The sequence below is a fragment of the Streptomyces sp. MMCC 100 genome (assembly GCF_041538145.2).
In the GTDB taxonomy this organism is placed as follows: domain Bacteria; phylum Actinomycetota; class Actinomycetes; order Streptomycetales; family Streptomycetaceae; genus Streptomyces.
In genome coordinates, this window is sequence record NZ_JBGORK020000001.1 from 891,777 (window position 1) to 912,789 (window position 21,013).

Annotated in this window: 16 protein-coding genes and 1 pseudogene; 11 read left to right on the plus strand and 6 right to left on the minus strand. The window is 72.8% G+C overall.

Features of this window, described 5'->3' with window-relative positions; genetic code table 11:
- The first annotated feature begins 5 nt into the window (after positions 1 to 5).
- Positions 6 to 1,295, plus strand: coding sequence for a citrate synthase (locus ABS735_RS04175; RefSeq protein WP_373900030.1), 1,290 nt, complete (start codon positions 6 to 8; stop codon positions 1,293 to 1,295).
- 724 nt (positions 1,296 to 2,019) lie between these two features.
- Here the strand turns inward: ABS735_RS04175 and ABS735_RS04180 are convergent.
- Complete coding sequence (locus ABS735_RS04180; protein WP_373900031.1) at positions 2,020 to 4,287, minus strand: heavy metal translocating P-type ATPase; 2,268 nt, start codon at positions 4,285 to 4,287, stop codon at positions 2,020 to 2,022.
- Between the two features lie 36 nt (positions 4,288 to 4,323).
- Positions 4,324 to 4,566, minus strand: coding sequence for a heavy-metal-associated domain-containing protein (locus ABS735_RS04185; protein ID WP_373900032.1), 243 nt, complete (start codon positions 4,564 to 4,566; stop codon positions 4,324 to 4,326).
- Between the two features lie 207 nt (positions 4,567 to 4,773).
- Here ABS735_RS04185 and ABS735_RS04190 point away from each other — a divergent pair, with 207 nt between their 5' ends.
- Entirely contained in the window at positions 4,774 to 5,811 is a 1,038-nt protein-coding gene (locus tag ABS735_RS04190; protein ID WP_373900033.1) for a zinc-dependent alcohol dehydrogenase family protein, read from the plus strand.
- Here the strand turns inward: ABS735_RS04190 and ABS735_RS04195 are convergent.
- Both ABS735_RS04195 and ABS735_RS04200 read right to left on the minus strand, forming a co-directional pair.
- Positions 5,798 to 6,421, minus strand: coding sequence for a GNAT family N-acetyltransferase (locus ABS735_RS04195; RefSeq protein ID WP_373900034.1), 624 nt, complete (start codon positions 6,419 to 6,421; stop codon positions 5,798 to 5,800). The two genes, ABS735_RS04190 and ABS735_RS04195, sit on opposite strands and share 14 nt — an antisense overlap.
- A gap of 74 nt (positions 6,422 to 6,495) precedes the next feature.
- Positions 6,496 to 6,687, minus strand: a complete 192-nt coding sequence (locus tag ABS735_RS04200; protein WP_373900035.1) for a helix-turn-helix transcriptional regulator — start codon at positions 6,685 to 6,687, stop codon at positions 6,496 to 6,498.
- A gap of 647 nt (positions 6,688 to 7,334) precedes the next feature.
- Here ABS735_RS04200 and ABS735_RS04205 point away from each other — a divergent pair.
- From ABS735_RS04205 to ABS735_RS04230, 6 genes and pseudogenes are all read left to right on the plus strand, one after another.
- Positions 7,335 to 7,544, plus strand: a pseudogene (locus tag ABS735_RS04205) (hypothetical protein); the annotation flags it as partial.
- Between the two features lie 14 nt (positions 7,545 to 7,558).
- Positions 7,559 to 9,061, plus strand: coding sequence for a CoA-acylating methylmalonate-semialdehyde dehydrogenase (mmsA, locus tag ABS735_RS04210; RefSeq protein WP_373900036.1), 1,503 nt, complete (start codon positions 7,559 to 7,561; stop codon positions 9,059 to 9,061).
- A 348-nt stretch (positions 9,062 to 9,409) separates the two neighbouring features.
- Entirely contained in the window at positions 9,410 to 12,061 is a 2,652-nt protein-coding gene (locus tag ABS735_RS04215) for a CocE/NonD family hydrolase (RefSeq protein WP_373900037.1), read from the plus strand.
- Positions 12,058 to 12,954: an ABC transporter permease gene (locus ABS735_RS04220; RefSeq protein WP_373900038.1), complete on the plus strand. Its 897-nt coding sequence runs from the start codon at positions 12,058 to 12,060 to the stop codon at positions 12,952 to 12,954. The genes ABS735_RS04215 and ABS735_RS04220 overlap by 4 nt, the downstream gene beginning before the upstream one ends.
- Positions 12,955 to 13,101: 147 nt before the next feature.
- A complete protein-coding gene (locus tag ABS735_RS04225) occupies positions 13,102 to 14,709 on the plus strand; it encodes a vWA domain-containing protein (protein WP_373900039.1) in 1,608 nt (535 codons plus the stop codon).
- Positions 14,710 to 14,850: 141 nt separating this feature from the next.
- Complete coding sequence (locus ABS735_RS04230; protein ID WP_373900040.1) at positions 14,851 to 16,779, plus strand: AMP-dependent synthetase/ligase; 1,929 nt, start codon at positions 14,851 to 14,853, stop codon at positions 16,777 to 16,779.
- 134 nt (positions 16,780 to 16,913) lie between these two features.
- Here ABS735_RS04230 and rdlB read toward each other — a convergent pair whose 3' ends face one another.
- Positions 16,914 to 17,306 (minus strand): rodlin RdlB, encoded by a 393-nt coding sequence (gene rdlB, locus ABS735_RS04235; RefSeq protein ID WP_373900041.1) that lies wholly within the window; start codon positions 17,304 to 17,306, stop codon positions 16,914 to 16,916.
- A gap of 262 nt (positions 17,307 to 17,568) precedes the next feature.
- Between rdlB and rdlA the strand changes: the two genes are divergently transcribed.
- The 3 genes from rdlA (at position 17,569) to chpA (ending at position 19,393) form a co-directional block, all read left to right on the plus strand.
- A complete protein-coding gene (gene rdlA / locus ABS735_RS04240) occupies positions 17,569 to 17,961 on the plus strand; it encodes a rodlin RdlA (protein WP_373900042.1) in 393 nt (130 codons plus the stop codon).
- 287 nt (positions 17,962 to 18,248) lie between these two features.
- Positions 18,249 to 18,476, plus strand: a complete 228-nt coding sequence (chpD, locus tag ABS735_RS04245; protein WP_373900222.1) for a chaplin ChpD — start codon at positions 18,249 to 18,251, stop codon at positions 18,474 to 18,476.
- A 140-nt stretch (positions 18,477 to 18,616) separates the two neighbouring features.
- On the plus strand, positions 18,617 to 19,393 hold the full coding sequence (chpA, locus tag ABS735_RS04250) for an LAXTG-anchored chaplin ChpA (protein WP_373900043.1): 777 nt from the start codon (positions 18,617 to 18,619) through the stop codon (positions 19,391 to 19,393).
- Positions 19,394 to 19,480: 87 nt separating this feature from the next.
- On the opposite strand, the gene ABS735_RS04255 is transcribed toward chpA, so the two are convergent.
- Positions 19,481 to 20,866, minus strand: coding sequence for a carboxylate--amine ligase (locus ABS735_RS04255; RefSeq protein WP_373900044.1), 1,386 nt, complete (start codon positions 20,864 to 20,866; stop codon positions 19,481 to 19,483).
- Positions 20,867 to 21,013 lie beyond the last annotated feature (147 nt).

Consider the following 21,013-nt stretch of genomic DNA (forward strand, 5'->3'; position numbering starts at 1 on the left):
AAGACGTGAGCGACAACTCTGTAGTACTGCGGTACGGCGATGGCGAGTACACCTACCCGGTGATCGACAGCACCGTCGGCGACAAGGGCTTCGACATCGGGAAGCTCCGCGCCCAGACCGGTCTGGTGACGCTGGACAGCGGTTACGGCAACACCGCCGCCTACAAATCCGCCATTACCTATCTGGACGGCGAAGCCGGCATCCTCCGGTACCGCGGCTACCCGATCGAGCAGCTGGCCGAGCGCTCCTCCTTCGTGGAGGTGGCCTACCTGCTGATCAACGGTGAGCTGCCGACCGTCGACGAGCTGTCCGCGTTCAAGGACGAGATCACGCAGCACACCCTGCTGCACGAGGACGTCAAGAACTTCTACAAGGGCTTCCCGCGCGACGCCCACCCGATGGCCATGCTGTCCTCGGTGGTCTCGGCGCTGTCCACCTTCTACCAGGACAGCCACAACCCGTTCGACGAGCGGCAGCGCAACCTCTCCACGATCCGGCTGCTCGCGAAGCTCCCGACGATCGCGGCCTACGCGTACAAGAAGTCGATCGGCCACCCGTTCGTCTACCCGCGCAACGACCTCGGCTACGTCGAGAACTTCCTGCGCATGACGTTCTCGGTGCCGGCGCAGGAGTACGTGCCCGACCCGACGGTCGTCGCGGCGCTCGACAAGCTGCTGATCCTGCACGCGGACCACGAGCAGAACTGTTCGACCTCCACGGTCCGCCTGGTCGGCTCCTCGCAGGCGAACATGTTCGCCTCGATCTCCGCCGGCATCAACGCCCTCTGGGGCCCGCTGCACGGCGGCGCCAACCAGTCGGTGCTGGAGATGCTCGAGGGCATCCGCGACGCGGGCGGCGACGTCGACTCCTTCATCCGCAAGGTGAAGAACAAGGAGGACGGCGTCCGTCTGATGGGCTTCGGCCACCGGGTCTACAAGAACTTCGACCCGCGCGCCAAGATCATCAAGGCCGCCGCGCACGACGTGCTCTCCGCCCTCGGCAAGTCCGACGAGCTGCTGGACATCGCCCTGAAGCTGGAGGAGCACGCGCTCTCCGACGACTACTTCGTCTCGCGCAGCCTCTACCCGAACGTCGACTTCTACACCGGCCTGATCTACCGGGCCATGGGCTTCCCGACCGAGATGTTCACGGTCCTGTTCGCCCTCGGCCGGCTGCCGGGCTGGATCGCCCAGTGGCACGAGATGATCAAGGAGCCGGGGTCCCGCATCGGCCGCCCGCGCCAGATCTACACGGGCGTCGTCGAGCGCGACTTCGTGCCCGTCGAGGAGCGCTGAGCCGCAAGGCACCCCCGCAGCGCGTCTGGTGAGTCCCGTACCGCCCCGAGTGGTACGGGACTTTTCCGTCCTGCCCGGGCCCCTGAACGGTTCCCTGGCCGGACCCCTGGCCGGACCCCTGAACGGTTCCCTGGCCGGACCCCTGAACGGCGCGGGAACAGCAGAAGGCGCCCTGGCGCCGGTCCCCCCACGGGCCGACGATCCAGGGCGCCTTCCCATGCCCCGGTGCGGATTCCCCCCACGGGATCCGGCCGGGCGTCTGTGAGGACAGCGCCTGAATTCGCTGTGGTGGGCACAGCGAGCGGAACTCGCCGTGCCGGTCGTACGGGTTGTGCCTGTCGTGCTCGTCGTGCTGTCGTGCTCATCGTGCGGTCTGCCGGGACAGCGCACGCCCGGGAGGGCCGCTCAAAGCTTCCCGGTGTACGTGTCCCGGCAACGCAGCTCTGGGAAAGTCCCCCAAGACGTCCCCAGATGCCAGGTCGCGCCCCCCAAGACGCTGCCTGACATCGCCAACTTAGACCTTCGAACCCCTTCGATGGTTACGTTCGCATCACTGTGATCTGCGTCTCTTGCATATGTCCGTTAGGTGCGCAAGAACCCCGTACGTCGCACGGGGCTCAAGCGTAAGGAAGATGCGCGAGCCTTGTGAAGAGCTTATGTGAGGTGGGTGCCGGACTCCAGAGGCGCAGCCCCTCGACCTGGGTGAAATGTGGACCACCGCGGACTAGTGAAACGCGCGCAGCCGGAGACTGTTGGTGACCACGAAGACCGACGAGAAGGCCATCGCCGCCCCCGCGATCATCGGGTTCAGCAGCCCGGCGGCGGCCAGCGGCAGCGCGGCCACGTTGTAGCCGAAGGCCCACACGAGATTGCCCTTGATCGTGGACAGGGTGCGCCGGGAGAGCCGGATCGCGTCCGCCGCCACCCGCAGGTCCCCGCGCACCAGCGTCAGGTCGCCCGCCTCGATCGCCGCGTCCGTCCCCGTGCCCATCGCCAGCCCCAGGTCGGCGGTGGCGAGCGCGGCCGCGTCGTTGACCCCGTCGCCGACCATGGCGACCGTACGGCCCTCGGCCCGCAGCCGTTCCACCACCGCGACCTTGTCCTCGGGCAGCACCTCGGCGATCACCTCGTCGATGCCGACGGCCGCGGCGACCGACTCGGCCACCCGGCGGTTGTCGCCGGTCAGCAGCACGGGGGTCAGGCCCAGCCGGCGCAGCCCGGCCACCGCCTCGGCGCTGGTCTCCTTGACCGCGTCCGCCACGGCGAGGACCCCGCGCGCCTCGCCGTCCCAGCCGACGACGACGGCCGTACGGCCCCGCTGCTCGGCCTCGTCCCTGGCGGCGGACACCTCGGGCGGGAGGGTGTCGTACAGGCGCCCCACGGCCACCTCGTGGCCCGCCACGCGGGCCCGTGCGCCGCGCCCGGGGACGTTCTCGAACCCCTCGGCGCCCGGCAGCGTGCCGAGCCGCTCCTCGGCGCCGGCCGCGATCGCGCGGGCCACGGGGTGCTCGGAGGCGTGCTCCACGGCCCCGGCGAGCCGCAGCAACTCCTCCTCGTCGGTGCCCTCGGCGGCGTACACCTCGTGGAGGGTCATGCGGCCGGTGGTGACGGTGCCGGTCTTGTCCAGGACGACCGTGTCCACGCGCCGCGTGTTCTCCAGTACCTCCGGGCCCTTGATGAGGATGCCGAGCTGGGCGCCCCGGCCGGTGCCGACCAGCAGCGCGGTGGGCGTGGCGAGGCCCAGCGCGCAGGGGCAGGCGATGATCAGTACGGCGACTGCGGCGGTGAACGCGGCGACCGTGTCACCGGTGGCGCCCAGCCAGCCGCCGAAGGTGGCGACCGCGATCAGCAGCACGACGGGCACGAAGACGCCGGAGATGCGGTCGGCGAGCCGCTGCACCTCGGCCTTGCCGCTCTGCGCGTCCTCGACCAGCTTCGCCATCCGCGCCAGCTGCGTGTCCGCGCCCACCCGGGTCGCCTCGACCACCAGCCGGCCCCCGGCGTTCACCGTGGCGCCGGTGACGGCGTCGCCGACGGTGACGTCCACCGGCACGGACTCGCCGGTCAGCAGGGAGGCGTCCACGGCGGAGGCGCCCTCGGTCACCGTGCCGTCGGTGGCGATCTTCTCGCCGGGCCGGACGACGAACCGGTCGCCCACGGCCAGCCGGGCCACGGGTATCCGCACCTCGCGCCCCTCCCGCAGTACCGCGACGTCCTTGGCGCCCAGCTCCATCAGCGCCCGCAGCGCGGCGCCGGCGCGGCGCTTGGAGCGGGCCTCGAGCCAGCGGCCGAGGAGGAGGAAGGCGGTGACCCCGGCGGCCGCCTCCAGGTAGATCGTGGAGGCGCCGTCGGTGCGGGAGACGGTGAGGTCGAAGCCGTGCCGCATGCCCGGCATGCCCGCGTCCCCGAAGAACAGCGCCCACAGGGACCAGCCGAACGCCGCCAGCGTGCCGACCGAGACCAGCGTGTCCATGGTGGCCGCACCGTGCCGCACGCCCGTCCAGGCGGCGCGGTGGAAGGGCAGCCCGCCCCAGACCACGACGGGCGCGGCCAGGGTGAGCGAGAGCCACTGCCAGTTGTCGAACTGGAGCGCCGGGACCATCGCGAGCAGCACGACGGGGGCGGCGAGGAGGACCGAGACGACCAGACGCCGGCGCAGGGCCGACAGCTCCGGGTCGTCACCGTTCTCCCCGGGGTCGGCGTCGTCCGAAGGCTCGGGCGGCGGCGCAGGCTCCTCGGCGGTGTACCCGGTCTTCACGACCGTGGCGATCAGGTCGGCTACCTCGGTGGTCGCCGGGTAGCTGACCCGGGCCTTCTCCGTCGCGTAGTTCACCGTGGCGGTGACACCGTCCATGCGGTTGAGCTTCTTCTCGACGCGGGCCGCGCAGGAGGCGCAGGTCATCCCGCCGATGAGCAGCTCGACCTCGGCGACGCCGGGACCGGGCTCGGCGGCCGTCGGGGCGGTGCGGGTGTCCGCGGTGGTGCTGGTCATGGTCCGGACTCCAGGACGGGGGTGGGTGCTCCGGGCTCAGGCCCGGCCGACGAGCTCGAAGCCCGCCTCGTCCACGGCGGCGCGTACGGCCGCGTCGTCGAGGGGGGCCTCGGAGACGACGGTGACCTCGCCGGTGGAGGCGACGGCCTGCACGGAGCCGACGCCCGCGATCTCGGAGATCTCACCGGAGACGGCGCCCTCGCAGTGGCCGCAGCTCATTCCGCTCACCTTGTAGACGGTGGTGACGGAGCCCTGGGTCGTGTCGGTCTGGGCGGTCATGTCGTTACTCCTCGTCGGGGGGTGCGCACGGGCGTGTACCCGGGGTCCGGGCCGGACCACTCACTCCCACTGTACCCCTAGGGGGTATGGCGGCGGATGGGCCTGCCGTGAGATGTGGGACGAGAAGCGGAAACTCCGTCACGACGGTGCGCTCCGCCACGGCAGTGCGGACACTCCGCCACGACAGTACGGAAGTGAGGGTGACGGATGCGCGCGGTCGTGTTCGAGCGCTTCGGGGAACCGGCCGAGGTGCGGGAGGTCGCCGACCCGGGGCCCGCCCCGCACGGTGTCGTGGTGCGCGTCGAGGCCACCGGGCTGTGCCGCAGCGACTGGCACGGATGGCAGGGCCACGATCCGGACATCGGGCTGCCGCACGTGCCCGGTCACGAACTCGCCGGCGTCGTCGAGGCGGTCGGCGGCCGAGTGGCCGGGTGGCGGCCCGGCGACCGGGTGACCGTGCCCTTCGTCTGCGCCTGCGGGAGCTGCGCGGCGTGCGCGGCGGGGGACCAGCAGGTGTGCGAGCGCCAGACCCAGCCGGGCTTCACCCACTGGGGCTCCTTCGCCGAGTACGTGGCGCTCGACCACGCCGACGTCAATCTCGTCGCCGTGCCCGAGGGCATGTCGTACGCCACGGCCGCCTCGCTCGGCTGCCGGTTCGCCACCGCGTTCCGCGCCGTGGTGCAGCAGGGGCGCCTCGCGGCCGGGGAGTGGGTCGCGGTGCACGGCTGCGGGGGCGTCGGCCTGTCCGCGGTGATGATCGCCGCGGCGTCGGGCGCGCGCGTGGTCGCCGTGGACGTGTCGGCCCGCGCGCTGGAGCTGGCGCGCGCCTTCGGCGCGGTGGAGTGCGTGGACGCCTCCCGGACGCCGGACACCGCGGCGGCCGTCCGCGACCTCACCGGCGGCGGCGCCCACCTCTCGCTCGACGCCCTCGGCTCGCCCGCCACCTGCGCCGCGTCCGTGGCCGGCCTGCGCCGCCGCGGCCGGCACGTACAGGTCGGGCTGCTGCCCTCGGCGGACGGCACCACACCGGTGCCGATGGCCCGCGCCGTCGCCCTGGAGCTGGAACTCCTGGGCAGCCACGGAATGGCCGCGCACACCTACCCGCCGATGCTCGAGCTGGTCCGCGGCGGAGTGCTCCGGCCCGACCTGCTGGTGACGTCCACCATCGGGCTGGAGGCGGTCCCGGCGGCTCTCGCGGCGATGGGGACGGCGCCCGGCGCCGGGGTGACGGTCATCGAGCCGTGACGGCTGCCCCGGGGCGCTGACGCCGGGAATCGTCGGGTTCGTGCGGGGCGTCGGGACGCCCGCGGTGGACGGCCCACTCGTGGTCGAGGACGGCCATCAGCACCTCGTCCACCCACACTCCGTCCCGCCGCTCCACCTCGCGCCGCACGCCCTCGCGCACGAACCCGACCTTCTCGTAGACCCGCAGCGCCCGGTGGTTGCAGGCGTAGGCGTCCAGCTGGATGCGGTGCAGGCCGAGTTCCTCGAAGCCGTGGCCGACGATCAGCCGCGTCGCCTCGGTACCGATGCCCCGGCCGCGTCCCCGCGCACCGATCAGGGTGCGGAAGGTACAGCTGCGGTCCTCGGGCGCCCAGTCGTAAAGCACGACCTCACCGAGCAGTTCCCCGTCGGCGGGGTCGGTGACGGCGAGGTCCAGGCGGTCGGGCTGCGCACCGCGCGAGCCGTACCAGGTGCGCAGCACCTCGGGCGTGAGCTCGTGCCCCGGCGAGCCGGTGAAGCGCCGCACCTCGGGGTCGTTGACGATGTCCCACATGCGCCCGGCGTCCGCCTCGGTGAACGGCCGCAGAACGGTCCTGTCGCCGGTCAGCACGGGTTTGACGGAGAAGTCCATGGGCCGAACTGTGCCCCACGCGGCCGTGGGGCACCGAACGGTTTTCCGGCCCCGTCAGGGACGCGCCCGCCGGGCTACCGCTTCCGGTTGCTGGGGCGGGACGCCACCCAGGCCCGGACCGTGTCCGCGTACCAGTAGGGCTTTCCTCTCTCCACGTGGTCGGGCGGCGGCAGCAGCCCGTGCTTGCGGTACGACCGCACGGTGTCCGGCTGGACGTGGATGTGGGCCGCGATGTCCTTGTAGGACCAGAGCCTTCGGTCGGTCACTCGTTGCACCTCCCTGCGCGCGCCGCGGCGGCGACCGGGGACGGCCGCCGGGGGGAGCCGGGCGCTGCGCCGGCGATCACCAAGCCTGTTCCGGGTGAACGACGCCGAGTGAGGGGCGGTCAGGGGCCGTTCCGGCGTGTGACGGAAGACCCGCGTGCGTGTGACAAGTGTGACCCGGAGGGTGCTTTTGTGACACGAGTGCCACACAGGCGTACGCCGTCGTCCGGGCGCGGCGCGTTGACTGCGGCGGCCGGAGGGGTTCCGCCGTACGCCCGCCGTATGTCCGTCGTCCGTCCGTCATGCGTCCGTCGTCCGTCCGTCATGCGTCCGACATGCGCCCGTCGTACGCCCGCGGGTGGCCCCCGGACCGCCACCTGGACCAGGTCGTCCGAATGTCCGGACAAAACATTGACAGGCCGCACGCGCGGGGCTAGAAACCGGGGAGACGCAAGGGCGGGCAAGAAGGGAACGCGATGGCGCACGACCTGATGGCACACGGCCCGGGCGCCGGTTCCCCCACCGAACGCCTCCGGCGCGGGAAGGCGGCCTCGCCCTGGCAGGAGCGAGGCACGAGCGCCAACTCCCCGCTCGCACCGGCTCCGCGCCGGAGGTCCCCGCGTCACGGATGCCCGCGGGCCGGGCGTCCCGCCCTCGCACGGGCCGCCCACACTGCCCCACGTGTCTACGCGGACGCCCAAACCGCAGACACAGTGTCGGGCGCGCCCGCCGCGCCCGGCTGCTGGGATGGAGTCATGGGCGAGACCGCGACCCGACCGTCGGCGGTCCCGGCCCGTGAGCAGCATCAGCAGCGCGAGCTGCACCAACGGCACGTCTCGACCCGTCGCCGCCATCTGTGAAGGAGTTCTCGGTCATGACGAACATCGTCAACCACTGGATCGGCGGCAAGACCGCCGAAGGCGCCTCGGGCACGTACGGGCCGGTGACGAACCCGGCGACCGGCGAGGTCACCACCAAGGTCGCCTTCGCCTCCGTCGACGAGGTGGACGCAGCGGTCGCCGCTGCCAAGGAGGCGTACCTGACCTGGGGCCAGTCCTCCCTGGCCCAGCGGACCTCGATCCTCTTCCGCTTCCGGGCGCTGCTGGACGCGCACCGCGACGACATCGCCGAGCTGATCACCGCCGAGCACGGCAAGGTGCACTCCGACGCGCTCGGCGAGGTCGCGCGCGGCCTGGAGATCGTCGACCTGGCCTGCGGCATCAACGTGCAGCTCAAGGGCGAGCTGTCGACGCAGGTCGCCACCCGCGTCGACGTGTCCTCGATCCGGCAGCCGCTCGGTGTGGTCGCGGGCATCACGCCGTTCAACTTCCCGGCGATGGTGCCGCTGTGGATGTTCCCGATCGCCATCGCCTGCGGCAACACCTTCGTGCTCAAGCCGAGCGAGAAGGACCCGTCGGCCGCCGTGAAGGTCGCCGAACTGCTCTCCGAGGCCGGTCTGCCGGACGGCGTCTTCAACGTCGTGCACGGCGACAAGGTGGCCGTGGACCGCCTGCTCGAGCACCCGGACGTCAAGGCGGTCTCCTTCGTCGGCTCGACCCCGATCGCCCGCTACATCCACACCACCGCATCCGCCAACGGCAAGCGCGTGCAGGCGCTCGGCGGCGCCAAGAACCACATGCTGGTCCTGCCGGACGCCGACCTCGACGCGGCGGCCGACGCGGCGGTGAGCGCGGCCTACGGCTCGGCCGGCGAGCGCTGCATGGCGATCTCCGCGGTCGTCGCGGTCGGCGCCGTCGGCGACGAACTGGTCGAGAAGATCCGCGAGCGCGCCGAGAAGATCAAGATCGGCCCCGGCACCGACCCGTCCTCCGAGATGGGCCCGCTGATCACCAAGGCGCACCGCGACAAGGTCGCCTCCTACGTCGAGGGCGCGGCGGCCGAGGGCTGCGAGGTCGTCCTGGACGGCACCGGCTACACGGTCGACGGCCACGAGGACGGCCACTGGATCGGCATCTCCCTGCTCGACCGGGTGCCGACCACCGCGAAGGCGTACCAGGACGAGATCTTCGGCCCTGTCCTGTGCGTGCTGCGCGCCGAGACGTACGAGGAGGGCGTGGCCCTCATCAACGCCTCTCCGTTCGGCAACGGCACCGCGATCTTCACCCGGGACGGCGGCGCGGCCCGCCGCTTCCAGCTGGAGATCGAGGCCGGCATGGTCGGCGTGAACGTCCCGATCCCGGTCCCCGTCGGCTACCACTCCTTCGGCGGCTGGAAGGACTCGCTCTTCGGCGACCACCACATCTACGGCAACGACGGCACGCACTTCTACACCCGCGGCAAGGTCGTCACCACCCGCTGGCCGGACCCGGCCGACGCCCCGGCGGGCGTGGACCTGGGCTTCCCGCGCAACCACTGAGCCGGTCCGGACGCCCCCGGCCCAAAGAGTTCCCTTTAGGCCGAGTAGTTGACCTTCATGAATCCTCACCCGCTGCCGTGTCCTTGTGACTCAACTGTGTGAAAGCCTCTGCCAGGCCTCACCGACAGCGTCCGGATACCGGACGACGGCGCGCCATTGCCCCGGTCCTACGATTCCCGCACGGCTCAGACTTCCGTTGTGTCACCCGGCCCAGCCCGGCGGCCCGCCGGGCTGGGCCGGACTACCGCGCCTGTGGTACGCGCGACCGGCCGCGTACTTCCGTGGGAGGGCCGCCGGTTCAACCCCGGGGCGGCCCCCGTTGTCGGCGGCGGCCCGTACCGTTGACGCATGGATCTTCGACTGCCCCGCGTCCGAGGGCTGCTACGGGGGCCGCGGCGGATGCTCTCCGCCGCGGCCGCCGTCGTCGTGCTCGCAGGCGCCGGGACGTGGACGGCCGTCGCCGGTGACGACCCGGCCCCGGTGCGGCGCGCCGACCGGGTCATGGCGGTGGGCGACGGCGTCCGCGTGGACACCTCGTACTTCACGGCGGGCTCCGGCGGCCGCCGCCCGGCCGTCCTGCTCGCGCACGGCTTCGGCGGCAGCAAGGACGACGTACGGGAGCATGCCGAGGACCTCGCCCGGGACGGGTACGCGGTCCTCACCTGGTCGGCGCGCGGCTTCGGGAAGTCCACGGGGAAGATCGGGCTGAACGCGCCGGACGGCGAGGTCGCCGACGTCTCCCGCCTGATCGACTGGCTCGCCCGGCAGCCCCAGGTCGAGCTCGACAAGGACGGCGACCCCCGCGTGGGCATCGCGGGCGGCTCCTACGGCGGCGCGATCGCGCTGCTCGCGGCCGGCCACGACACCCGGGTGGACGCCATCGCCCCGGCGATCACGTACTGGAACCTCGCGGACGCGCTGTTCCCGAACGGCGTCTTCAAGAAGCTGTGGGCCGGCCTCTTCGTCAACTCCGGCGGAGGCTGCGACCGGTTCGAGGCCGATCTGTGCCGCATGTACCAACGGGTCGCCGAGTCCGGCACGCCCGACGCGGAGGCCGTGAAGCTCCTGGGGGACCGCAGTCCGCAGGCCGTGGGCGACCGCATCGAGGTGCCCACCCTGCTCATGCAGGGCCAGACCGACTCCCTGTTCCCGCTCGGCCAGGCCGACGCCGCGGCGAAGGCGATCGGGGCGAACGGCGCCCCCGTGGACGTCGACTGGATCGCGGGCGGCCACGACGGCGGCGACATGGAGAACGACCGCGTCCAGGCGCGCATGGACGCCTGGTTCGACCGCTACCTGAAGGACGACAAGGGCGCCGACACCGGCCCGGCCTTCCGCGTCACCCGCACCGGAGGCGTCGACTCCACCGACGGCCAGGCCCAGTTGCGCGGCGCGAGCGCCGACCACTACCCGGGCCTGGCGAACGGACAGCGGTCCGTGCCCCTGCGCGGCCGCGAGCAGAGCGTCGACAATCCCGCCGGAGCCAACCCGCCCGCCGTCTCCGCCCTCCCCGGCATCGGCGGCGCCGGAGGGCTCTCCCGGCTCTCCTCGCTCGGCGTCGGGATCTCCCTGGACTTCCCCGGCCAGTACGCCGCGTTCGAGTCGGCCCCCGTGACCGACGACCTGCGCATCACCGGCTCCCCGACGGCCACCGTCCACGTCCGCTCCACCGCCGAGGACGCCGTCCTGTTCGCCAAGGTGTACGACGTCGGCCCCGGCTCCACCGCGCCCGTGCTCCCCTCCCAGCTGGTCACCCCCGTCCGCGTCGAGGACGCCGAGGCCGGCAAGGACGTGACGGTCACCCTCCCGGCCATCGACCACGAGGTGGAGAAGGGGCACCGCCTCCGCCTGGTCCTCGCCTCCACCGACCTCGGGTACGCCTCACCGGCCGCCCAGGCGACGTACACCGTCTCCCTCAAGGGCGACCTGTTGGTGCCGACCGCCCCCGGCGTGACGACCGCCGCCGCACCGCTGCCCGCCTGGGTGTGGTGGCTGCCCCTGGCCGGCGCCGCCGTCGCCCTGGCCCTGCTGTGGACCGGCCGCCGCCGCACCCAGGCACCCGCGCCCGACCCCGCGCTGGCCGACGTCCCCCTGCAGATCACCGGCCTGAGCAAGCGCTACGCCGGGTCCGCCGAGCGGTACGCGGTGCGGGAGCTGTCCTTCCGCGTGGAGAAGGGGCAGGTACTCGGCCTGCTCGGACCCAACGGCGCCGGCAAGACGACCACCCTGCGCATGCTGATGGGCCTGATCAAGCCGGACGACGGCGAGATCAGGGTCTTCGGCCACGCCATCCGGCCCGGCGCCCCCGTGCTCTCCCGCGTCGGCGCCTTCGTCGAGGGCGCGGGCTTCCTGCCGCACCTGTCCGGCCGGGAGAACCTGGAGCTGTACTGGCGGGCGACGGGCCGCCCGCCCGAGGACGCCCACCTCGACGAGGCCCTGGAGATCGCCGGCCTCGGCGACGCGCTCGCCCGCGCGGTGCGCACCTACTCCCAGGGCATGCGCCAGCGGCTCGCCATCGCCCAGGCGATGCTCGGCCTGCCCGATCTCCTCATCCTCGACGAGCCGACCAACGGCCTGGACCCGCCCCAGATCCGCGAGATGCGCGAGGTGATGATCCGTTACGCGGCGGCCGGCCGCACCGTGATCGTCTCCAGCCATCTGCTGGCCGAGGTCGAGCAGTCCTGCACCCACCTCGTGGTCATGGACCGGGGCAGACTGGTCCAGGCGGGCCCGGTCGCCGAGATCATCGGCTCCGGCGACACCCTCCTCGTCGGCACCGGCCTGCCCGTGGACGAACCGCTCGTGGACAAGGTCGCCGCCCTGCCGGGCGTGGCCTCGGTCGTGCACACCGACGACGGGCTCCTGGTCCGGCTCGACACCGGAGGCACCGCGCCCGGCCTGGTCGCCGAACTGGTCCGGCTGGAGATCCCCGTGGCGTCGGTGGGCCCGCACCGCCGCCTGGAGGACGCCTTCCTCACCTTGATCGGAGGTTCCGCATGAGCACCCGCACCGAGCCCGCCTCCGCACGCGACACCGTGTCCGCGCCCGAGTCCGAGACCGCGTACGGCTACCGGGCGGGCCGCACCCTGCCCCTGCGGGTGGAGCTGGTGCGCCAGCTCAAGCGGCGCCGCACCCTGGTCATGGGCGCGATCCTCGCCGTCCTGCCGTTCGTCCTCGTCGTCGCCTTCGCGATCGGCGGCGAGCCGGACGGCCCCGGCGACCGCGTCACCCTCATGGACACCGCCACCGCCTCCGGTGCCAACTTCGCCGCGGTCAACCTCTTCGTCTCGGCGGGCTTCCTGCTGGTCGTCCCGGTCGCCCTGTTCTGCGGGGACACCGTGGCCTCCGAGGCGAGCTGGTCCTCCCTGCGCTACCTGCTCGCCGCTCCGGTGCCCCGCGCCCGGCTGCTCGCGTCCAAGCTGGCCGTCGGGCTCGGGCTGAGCATGGCCGCGATGGTGCTGCTGCCCCTGGTCGCGCTGGCCGTGGGCACGGTCGCCTACGGCTGGGGGCCGCTGGCCATCCCCACGGGCGGCTCGCTCGCCCCGGGCACGGCCGCCCAGCGCCTGGTGGTGGTCGTGGCGTACATCTTCGTGTCCCAACTGGTCACCGCCGCGCTCGCGTTCTGGCTGTCGACCCGCACCGACGCACCGCTCGGCGCGGTCGGCGGCGCCGTCGGCCTCACCATCGTCGGCAACGTCCTGGACGCGGTGACGGCGCTGGGCCACTGGCGCGACTTCCTGCCCGCGCACTGGCAGTTCGCCTGGGCGGACGCCGTCCAGCCGAACCCGGAGTGGTCCGGCATGATCCAGGGCACGGCGGTCTCGGTAACGTACGCGCTGGTGCTGTTCGCCCTGGCCTTCCGGGGTTTCGCCCGCAAGGACGTGGTGTCCTAGGTCTCCGGAGGATCACCCGCCGGTCTCGTCGGCCCGCCCCCGTGCCCGCTTCGAGACCCAGCCGTGACACCCCGTGCCGCACGTTCCGCCCCGCCGCGCCGTCACAGTCACGTACACCGGCGCCGACGAAGCACAGGGGGACGGACGATGAACCGGTACGGGACCCACGGCAAGCGTGGGCGGCGCGGCACGACCGCGCTGCTCGCGCTCACCCTGGCGGGCGGTCTGCTGCTCACCGGCTGCGGGGGAGGGGACGACGCGTCGAGCGGGGCGAAGGACACCGCGGCCGACTCCCGGGGCGGCTCGGCCCCGCTGCCCGCCCCCGACCGCCCGCGCGGCGAGGGCCAGCAGCGCTACGACGGGGGCACGAGCACCGGAGGGGCGGCGGAGACCGGCGAGGGGGAGAAGAACGGCGACTCCCGCGAGATCGCGCCCGACCCCGACTACCTCTCCACCTTCGCCCTCGACGTCGACACCGCCTCCTACGGTTACGCCCGCCGCACCCTGGCCGAGGGCCGGCTGCCCGACCCGGCCACGGTCCGCCCCGAGGAGTTCGTCAACAGCTTCCGCCAGGACTACGACCGGCCGGACGGCGACGGCTTCTCGGTGACCGTGGACGGCGCCCGCACCGACGACGAGGACTGGTCGCTGGTCCGCGTCGGCCTGGCCACCCGCCCCGCCGAGCGGCAGAGCGAACGCCCGCCGGCCGCCCTGACGTTCGTCATCGACATCTCCGGCTCCATGGGCGAACCCGGCCGCCTCGACCTCGCCCGGGAGGCGCTGGGCACCATGACCGACCGGCTGCGCGACGACGACTCCGTCGCGATCGTCACCTTCAGCGACGAGGCCGAGACCGTCCTGCCCATGACCCGGCTCGGCGACCACCGCGGCCGCGTCCACGACGCGATCGACAGCCTGGAACCGACCGATGCCACCAACCTCGGCGCGGGCGTCGAAACCGGCTACGAGACCGCCGTCGAGGGCCGCCGGGAGGGCGTCACCAACCGCGTCGTCCTCGTCTCCGACGCCCTCGCCAACACCGGCGACACCGACGCGGACACCATCCTCGAACGCGTCGCCACCGAGCGGCGCGAGCACGGCATCACCCTCTTCGGCGTCGGCGTCGGCAGCGACTACGGCGACGCCCTGATGGAACGCCTCGCCGACAAGGGTGACGGCCACACCGCGTACGTCTCGACCACCGAGGACGCCCGCGAGGTGTTCTGCGAGCAGCTCCCGCGCCACATCGAGCTGACCGCGCGCGACGCCAAGGCCCAGGTCGCCTTCGACCCGGAGACCGTCGCCGAGTTCCGCCTCGTCGGCTACGACAACCGGCGGGTCGCCGACGAGGACTTCCGCGACGACCGCGTCGACGGCGGCGAGGTCGGCCCCGGCCACACGGTCACCGCTCTGTACGCCGTCCGCATCAGGCCCGGCGCCGACGGCCACCTCGCCACGGCCATCGTCCGCTGGCTCGACCCCGACAGCCGGGACCCGCACGAGGAGTCCGGAGACGTGGAGACCGACGCCCTCGACGGCTCGGTCTGGGAGGCCGGACGCGGGCTGCGGGTCACGGCGACCGCCGCCTACTTCGCCGACGCGCTCCGCTCCTCGGACGGCGACCGCAGCTCCCTGCCGGGCGCGCCGGGACTGTCCGAACTGTCCGAGCGGGCCGACGGCCTGGCGGACCGCACGGAGGACGAGGACGTGCGCGAGCTGGCCGAGGCGATCGAGGAGGCGGACCGGCTGACCTGACCCGGGGCCTTCGCGGGCGGTCGGTGCCCACCCATTGACGTTTCCTTACGCACGAGTAAGTTTACTCCGAAGTAAGTTCCATGTTTCTGGGTGAGTTCACGCGACAACGCAGCAGCAGTCCGACCGCGACCGGGAGCCGTCATGGGCGTACGCAGGGACCTGAAACGGGCGAGAGGGCGCGGTGACCTGGCGTCCCGCACGAGGACCGAGGCCGTCAGGGACGCCCACGGCACCGTCCGCGAGGCCCGCACCGCCCCCCTCGCGCCCCGTCCCACCGAGGGCAGCACCGCCGACATCCCGTTCACCAACGCGGCCGAGGTCCCCGGCGCGGTGGTTCTGCGCCGCGAGGTGGACGGGGCCTGGCTGCCCGTCACCGCGGCGGAGTTCGCCCGCGAGGTCACCGCCGTGGCCAAGGGCCTGATCGCCGCCGGTCTGGAACCCGGCGGCCGGGTAGCCGTCATGTCCCGCACCCGCTACGAGTGGACGGTCCTGGACTTCGCGATCTGGGCCGCCGGCGGCCAGACCGTCCCCGTGTACGCCACCTCCTCGGCCGACCAGGTCGAGTGGATCGTCCGCGACTCCGGCGCCCGGCACGCCGTCACCGAGACCGCCGCCGACACCGCCACCGTCCTGACCGGCACCGCCGACCACCCCGAGCGCCCGCGCGTCTGGGAACTCGACGCCGGCGCGCTCGCCGACCTCACCGCCCTCGGCCTGGGCGTGAGCGACGAGGAGGTCACCAAGCGCCGCACCGCCCTCACCCCGGACACGGTCGCCACCGTCTGCTACACCTCCGGCACCACCGGACGCCCCAAGGGCTGCGTCCTCACCCACGCCAACCTGCACGCCGAGGCCGCCAACACGGTCGAGCTGCTGCACCCGATCTTCAAGGAGGTCACCGGCCAGGCCGCCTCGACCCTCCTCTTCCTCCCGCTCGCCCACATCCTGGGCCGCACCATCCAGATCTCCTGCCTGCTGGCCCGCATCGAGATCGGCCACTTCCCGAGCATCAGGCCGGACGAACTGCGCCCCGCGCTCAAGTCGTTCCGCCCGACCTTCCTGGTGGGCGTCCCGTACCTCTTCGAGAAGATCCACGACACCGGCCGGGCGACCGCCGAGAAGATCGGCCGGGGCGCTTCCTTCGAACGCGCCCACCGCCTCGCCGTCCGCTTCGGCGCCGCGCACCTGGAACGCTTCCTGGGCCGCGGCAAGGGCCCCACCCCGGGCCTGTGGGCCGGCTGGGCCCTGTACGACCTGCTGGTCTACCGCCGGGTCCGCAAGGAGCTGGGCGGCCGGATGCGCTACGCCATCAGCGGCGGCTCCCCGCTGGAGAGCGACCTCAACCTGTTCTTCTACGCCGCCGGAATCATGGTCTACGAGGGCTACGGCCTGACCGAGACCACCGCCGCCGCCACCATCGTCCCGCCGCTCGGCCCCCGCCCCGGCACCGTCGGCCCACCCGTCCCCGGCACCGCCGTGCGCATCGCGGACGACGGCGAGGTGCTCGTCAAGGGCGGCATCGTCTTCGGCGCCTACCGGGGCAACCCGGAGGCCACCGAGGCGGCCCTCACCGACGGCTGGTTCGCCACCGGCGACCTCGGCTCCCTCGACGCCGACGGCTACCTCACCATCACCGGCCGCAAGAAGGACCTCCTGGTCACCTCGGGCGGCAAGAACGTCTCCCCGGCCGTCCTGGAGGACCGCCTGCGCAGCCGCCCACCCGTGGCCCAGTGCCTGGTCGTCGGCGACAACCGCCCCTTCGTCGCCGCGCTGATCACCCTCGACCCGGACGCGGTCGCCCACTGGCTGGCGGTGCGGAAGCTGCCCGCCGACACCCCGCTGTCCGAGCTGGTGCGCGACGACAGGATGCGCGCCGACGTCCAGAAGGCCGTCGACCACGCCAACGCGGCCGTCTCCCGGGCCGAGTCGATCCGCGCCTTCCGGCTGGTAGAGGGCGAGTTCACCGAGGAGAACGGGCTGCTGACCCCGTCCCTGAAGGTGAAGCGGCACGCGGCGGTCGAGGCGTACGCGGACGACATCGAGGCGCTGTACGCGCCACCGCGAAGCTGACCCGAGGCGGCGAGCGGACCGGACCGGGCCGGCGAAGGGAACGGCCACGCGAAAGGTACGCACACGCGAAAGGGCCGGGCATGCGAAAGGGGCGGGCCCGCCGATGTGCTCGACGGCCCGCCCCCGGGGCGATGTCAGCCCTCGCCGTTGGAGGACAGGATCGAGACGTCCTCCAGGAGGTGGGCCAGCGCACCGTCGCGCTTGGCCTGCGTGGAGTTCTCGGCGCACTGCTGGTTCATGTCGTCGCCCAGGACGTTGAGGTCCTGGATCGGCACGAGACCGATGACACTGACCGGGATGTCGCTGACCGCGATGCACGGCTTGTTGAACGAGCCCTGGATGAGCGCCATCTGAGGGCTCATGTTGCCCGTGGTCATCGAGTTGCCGAAGTACTGCGAGGCGCCGTTCCCGTTGGCGGAGACGGGCCCGCTGTCGTCGCCGAGCGCCATCGCCTGCGGGGCAGCGGCAGCGGAGGCGCCCATGACGGAGGCGGCGATCGCCGCGTAGGCAACTACCTTCTTGATCACTGGCCAGTCCTTTCTGAGGAAACCCCGTCCACCGGAGCGCTCTGGTCAACTCCGTGAGTCCGTCCGGGTTTCTCCCGTTCACTCCGACGGCGGACAGCGGGAAGTGTGTACGGGTTCGCGTTTCTCCCGGGGATTCCGGAGATTTTTGGGCCGTTCTTGAGATCCCGTGCGGGCCAACCGGGTGAACGCCCGCAACCAATCATGACGCACCGGGTTGATGAGGCCGTAGGACAGTGCGTCGCTACGACGAAAGGAACGCGAAGTGCTCAAGAAGGCAATGGTCGCCGCGGCGGCTGCCGCTTCTGTGATCGGCATGTCGGCTGCCGCCGCTCCCCAGGCCCTGGCCATCGGGGACGACAACGGGCCGGCCGTGGCCAACGGCAACGGCGCCTCCTCGGCGTTCGGCAACTCGGCCACGGACGGCGACATGAGCCCCCAGCTGTCGCTGGTCGAGGGCACGCTGAACAAGCCGTGCCTCGGTGTCGAGGACGTCAACGTCGCCGTCGTCAACCTCGTGCCGATCCAGGACATCAACGTCCTGGCGGACGACCTGAACCAGCAGTGCGCGGACAACTCCACGCAGGCCAAGCGTGACGGTGCCGTCTCGCACGTCCTGGAGGACCTGTCGGTCCTGTCGGCGAACGGCGAGGACTGAGCCGTATCCCGCCCGGTCCGGACGGCCCGCTGACCTTTCCGCGGGCCGCCCGGCCGTGAACGGCACGGGATTTCGCCGGGGAGCGGACTGACGTCGTCGCTCTCTTGGGGGAACGGCCGGACCGTGTCGTGAGGCATCCGAGTGAATTCCGGGGTGTCCCACGTTCGGTAGTTTCTCCGGCCGTCAATTCCTCGTTTGCAGGCTGCAGGTCATGGTGCGAGCCGTCAATGCTGTGCTCGCGCGGTTTCGGCCGTCATTCAGGCATGACCGCAGAGAAGGGAAAGTTCATGAAGAAGAGCGCTGCTGTCGTCGCGGGCGCGATCATGGCCCTCGGCATGGCCGCCCCGGCCTTCGCCGACGCCGGCGCCGAGGGTGCCGCCGTAGGCTCCCCGGGCGTCCTGTCCGGCAACGTCGTCCAGGTTCCCGTGCACGTTCCCGTCAACGTGTGCGGCAACAGCATCGACGTCGTTGGTCTGCTGAACCCGGCGTTCGGCAACGAGTGCGAGAACGACTGACGTCGTTCCGCACCGACCGGCTGCGTCACGGCCGGCCTTGGCCAACTCGTTTGGTTGGGGCCGGCCTTTCCCCTTTCTGCAGCCCGTCCCCCAGACCGTTCTCCAGCCATCTCTCATCTACAAGCAGGAAGACAACCAGAGTGCGACAGACCCTGAGCAGGGGGATGGTCGCGGCTGCCGCCGCGACGGGCATCCTTTCCCTGTGCGGCAGCCCCGCCCTTGCCGACTCGCATGCGGACGGGGCCGCCACGAACTCGCCGGGCGCCGTGTCCGGCAACGCCCTGCAGGCCCCCATCGACGTGCCGGTGAACGCCTGCGGCAACTCCATCGACGTGATCGCCGCGCTGAACCCGGCCTTCGGCAACGAGTGCGAGAACGCCTCGGACGAGCAGACCGACGGCCACGGCGGCGGGTACGGCGAGGACACCTCGTCATCGTCATCGTCCTCGGTCTCGGCCGGGTCCGGGTCCCACGCGGACGGCGCGACCGAGGGCTCGCCCGGCGTCGGATCCGGCAACAACGCGCAGGTCCCGGTCGACGTGCCGGTCAACCTCTGCGGCAACACCGTCGACGTGATCGCCGCGCTGAACCCGGTGTTCGGCAACGAGTGCGAGAACGCCGAGGAGGAGCCTCCCGGCTACGGCGAGGAGGAGCCGCCGCCCCCGACCACGCCCCCCGGCTACGGCGAGGAGGAGCCCCCGCCGCCCACCGACGAGGAGCCGCCGCCCTCCGGTGAGGAGGAGCCGCCGCCGCCCACCGAGGAGGAGCACACCCCGCCGGCCGCCCAGACGGAGCAGCCGCCCGTCCTGGCGGAGACCGGCAGCGAGGGCACGCTGGGTGCCGCGGCCGCCGGTGCCGTGCTGATCGCGGGCGGAGCGATCCTGTACCGCCGGGGCCGGGCCGCCGCCGGCCGCTGACCCCGCCCCGCTCGCCCCGACGCCCCCGACGGCCCCGCACGGCCGCCGGGGGCGTCGTGTTCCTCGCCCCCGGGCGCCGCGGGCGCGTCAGCGGGTGCCCGCCCGGTCCGCGCCGGGACGGCCGGCGTGCTCCGGGCGGTCCCAGGGGCCCGGGCGGTCCCGATGGCCCGGGCGGTCCCAGGGGTCCTCGTCCGGGTGGTCGGAGACACCGGTACGGTCCGCGGCCGGTGCGGAGGCCTGGCGTACGACGCGGGCACGGGCCGGGGCACCGGCCTCCGGACGGGCCTCGCTCCGGTGCACGCGGTCCCGCAGCCGGGCGCCCACGTGGCGGCCCCACAGCGCCCACAGGGCCCTGCCCGGCGCCCGGTCGTCCCGGGCGTACCAGGCCAGCTCCCGGCCCCCGTGCCCCTCGCGGGCCGGACGCAGCGCGCTCAGCGGTGCGTAGTTCTCCACCACGAACACCCGCCCCGGCCGCGGCGCCCCCTCCGGCAGCGGCCGGTGGGTCAGGTCCAGGTGCAGGGCCCGTACGACGTCCAGCCCCGCGGTGTCGGTGAAGAGCCGGAACTGGGCGCCGGGGCGCGGATTGAAGTCGAGCAGGTGATAGCGGCCGGTCGTGCCGCAGCGGCGGAAGTCGAGGTCGAGGACGCCCCGGTAGCCCAGCTCGGCGACGACCCGCTCGGCGAGCGCCTGCACCTGCGGGTTCGGCGTCCAGCGGCCCACCGCCGTCAGACCGGCGCCGCGCGGCCTGGCCCGCGTCTTGCGGCCGGGACCGCCCGCCCGGACCCTGCCCGAGCGGTCGGCGTACCCGTGGAAGAACCAGTCCCGGCCGGGGCCCGGCGGCAGGAACGCCTGCAGCAGCAGCCGGCTGCCCGCCTCCTCGGTCCTCCGGTACAGCTCCTCGGCCTCCCGTGCCGAGCGCACCAGTACCGTGCTGCGCAGCCCGCCGCCCGGGGGCACCAGCCAGGGCCGGCTCCACTTCGCCACCACCGGCAGTCCCAGCCGCCATGCCGCGCGCGCCGCCTCCGCCGCGCCGTCGGGCACCAGGGTCTCGGGGTGCGGGACGTCCAGGGCCGCGCACACGCCGGCCAGTTCCGCCTTGTCGGCCACGCGCTCAGCGAGCCCACCCGGCTGGTCCGGCAGCAGATACGCGGGCGCCAGTTCCGCCCGCGCCCGGCCCACCGCCACGGCACACGCGTCGTCCATCGGGATCAGTACGGCGGGGCGTGCGATCCGCGCGGCGACGCGGCGCAGGGCCACCGCGATCTCGGCGGGCGACGCGCCGGGCGGCGGCGGGGTGTGCAGCCCGCTCAGATAACGGGAGACGCGGACCGGGCTCCCGGCGCAGTCGGCGACCACGTGCACGTCCACCCCCGCGCGGCCGAGCGAACGCACGGCACCCAGCGTTCCGTGGTGAAAGGGATTCCGGTCGGTCCGCAGCACAACGGCGGGGACACGGGTGTCGAGCAGCGACACGGGAGAACTTCCTTCGTATGCGGGCGTCCGACGATTCGGTTCACCGGTGCGGGCGATCGCCGCACTCGAAAGCCGTAACGGCGGTGGCGTGATGGCATTTCATATGACTGAGTGTCAGTAACGGAGATCGATCCACGGCGACGAAAG

What these genes read in the sequence shown, in the direction of transcription:
- ABS735_RS04180 (WP_373900031.1), bottom strand. Translation starts at nt 4,287, where the DNA reads ATGACCAGCACCACCGCGGACACCCGCACCGCCCCGACGGCCGCCGAG.
- ABS735_RS04195 (WP_373900034.1), bottom strand. Translation starts at nt 6,421, where the DNA reads ATGGACTTCTCCGTCAAACCCGTGCTGACCGGCGACAGGACCGTTCTG.
- mmsA (WP_373900036.1), top strand. Translation starts at nt 7,559, where the DNA reads ATGACGAACATCGTCAACCACTGGATCGGCGGCAAGACCGCCGAAGGC.
- ABS735_RS04225 (WP_373900039.1), top strand. Translation starts at nt 13,102, where the DNA reads ATGAACCGGTACGGGACCCACGGCAAGCGTGGGCGGCGCGGCACGACC.
- ABS735_RS04215 (WP_373900037.1), top strand. Translation starts at nt 9,410, where the DNA reads ATGGATCTTCGACTGCCCCGCGTCCGAGGGCTGCTACGGGGGCCGCGG.
- ABS735_RS04185 (WP_373900032.1), bottom strand. Translation starts at nt 4,566, where the DNA reads ATGACCGCCCAGACCGACACGACCCAGGGCTCCGTCACCACCGTCTAC.
- chpD (WP_373900222.1), top strand. Translation starts at nt 18,249, where the DNA reads ATGAAGAAGAGCGCTGCTGTCGTCGCGGGCGCGATCATGGCCCTCGGC.
- ABS735_RS04220 (WP_373900038.1), top strand. Translation starts at nt 12,058, where the DNA reads ATGAGCACCCGCACCGAGCCCGCCTCCGCACGCGACACCGTGTCCGCG.
- ABS735_RS04230 (WP_373900040.1), top strand. Translation starts at nt 14,851, where the DNA reads ATGGGCGTACGCAGGGACCTGAAACGGGCGAGAGGGCGCGGTGACCTG.
- ABS735_RS04190 (WP_373900033.1), top strand. Translation starts at nt 4,774, where the DNA reads ATGCGCGCGGTCGTGTTCGAGCGCTTCGGGGAACCGGCCGAGGTGCGG.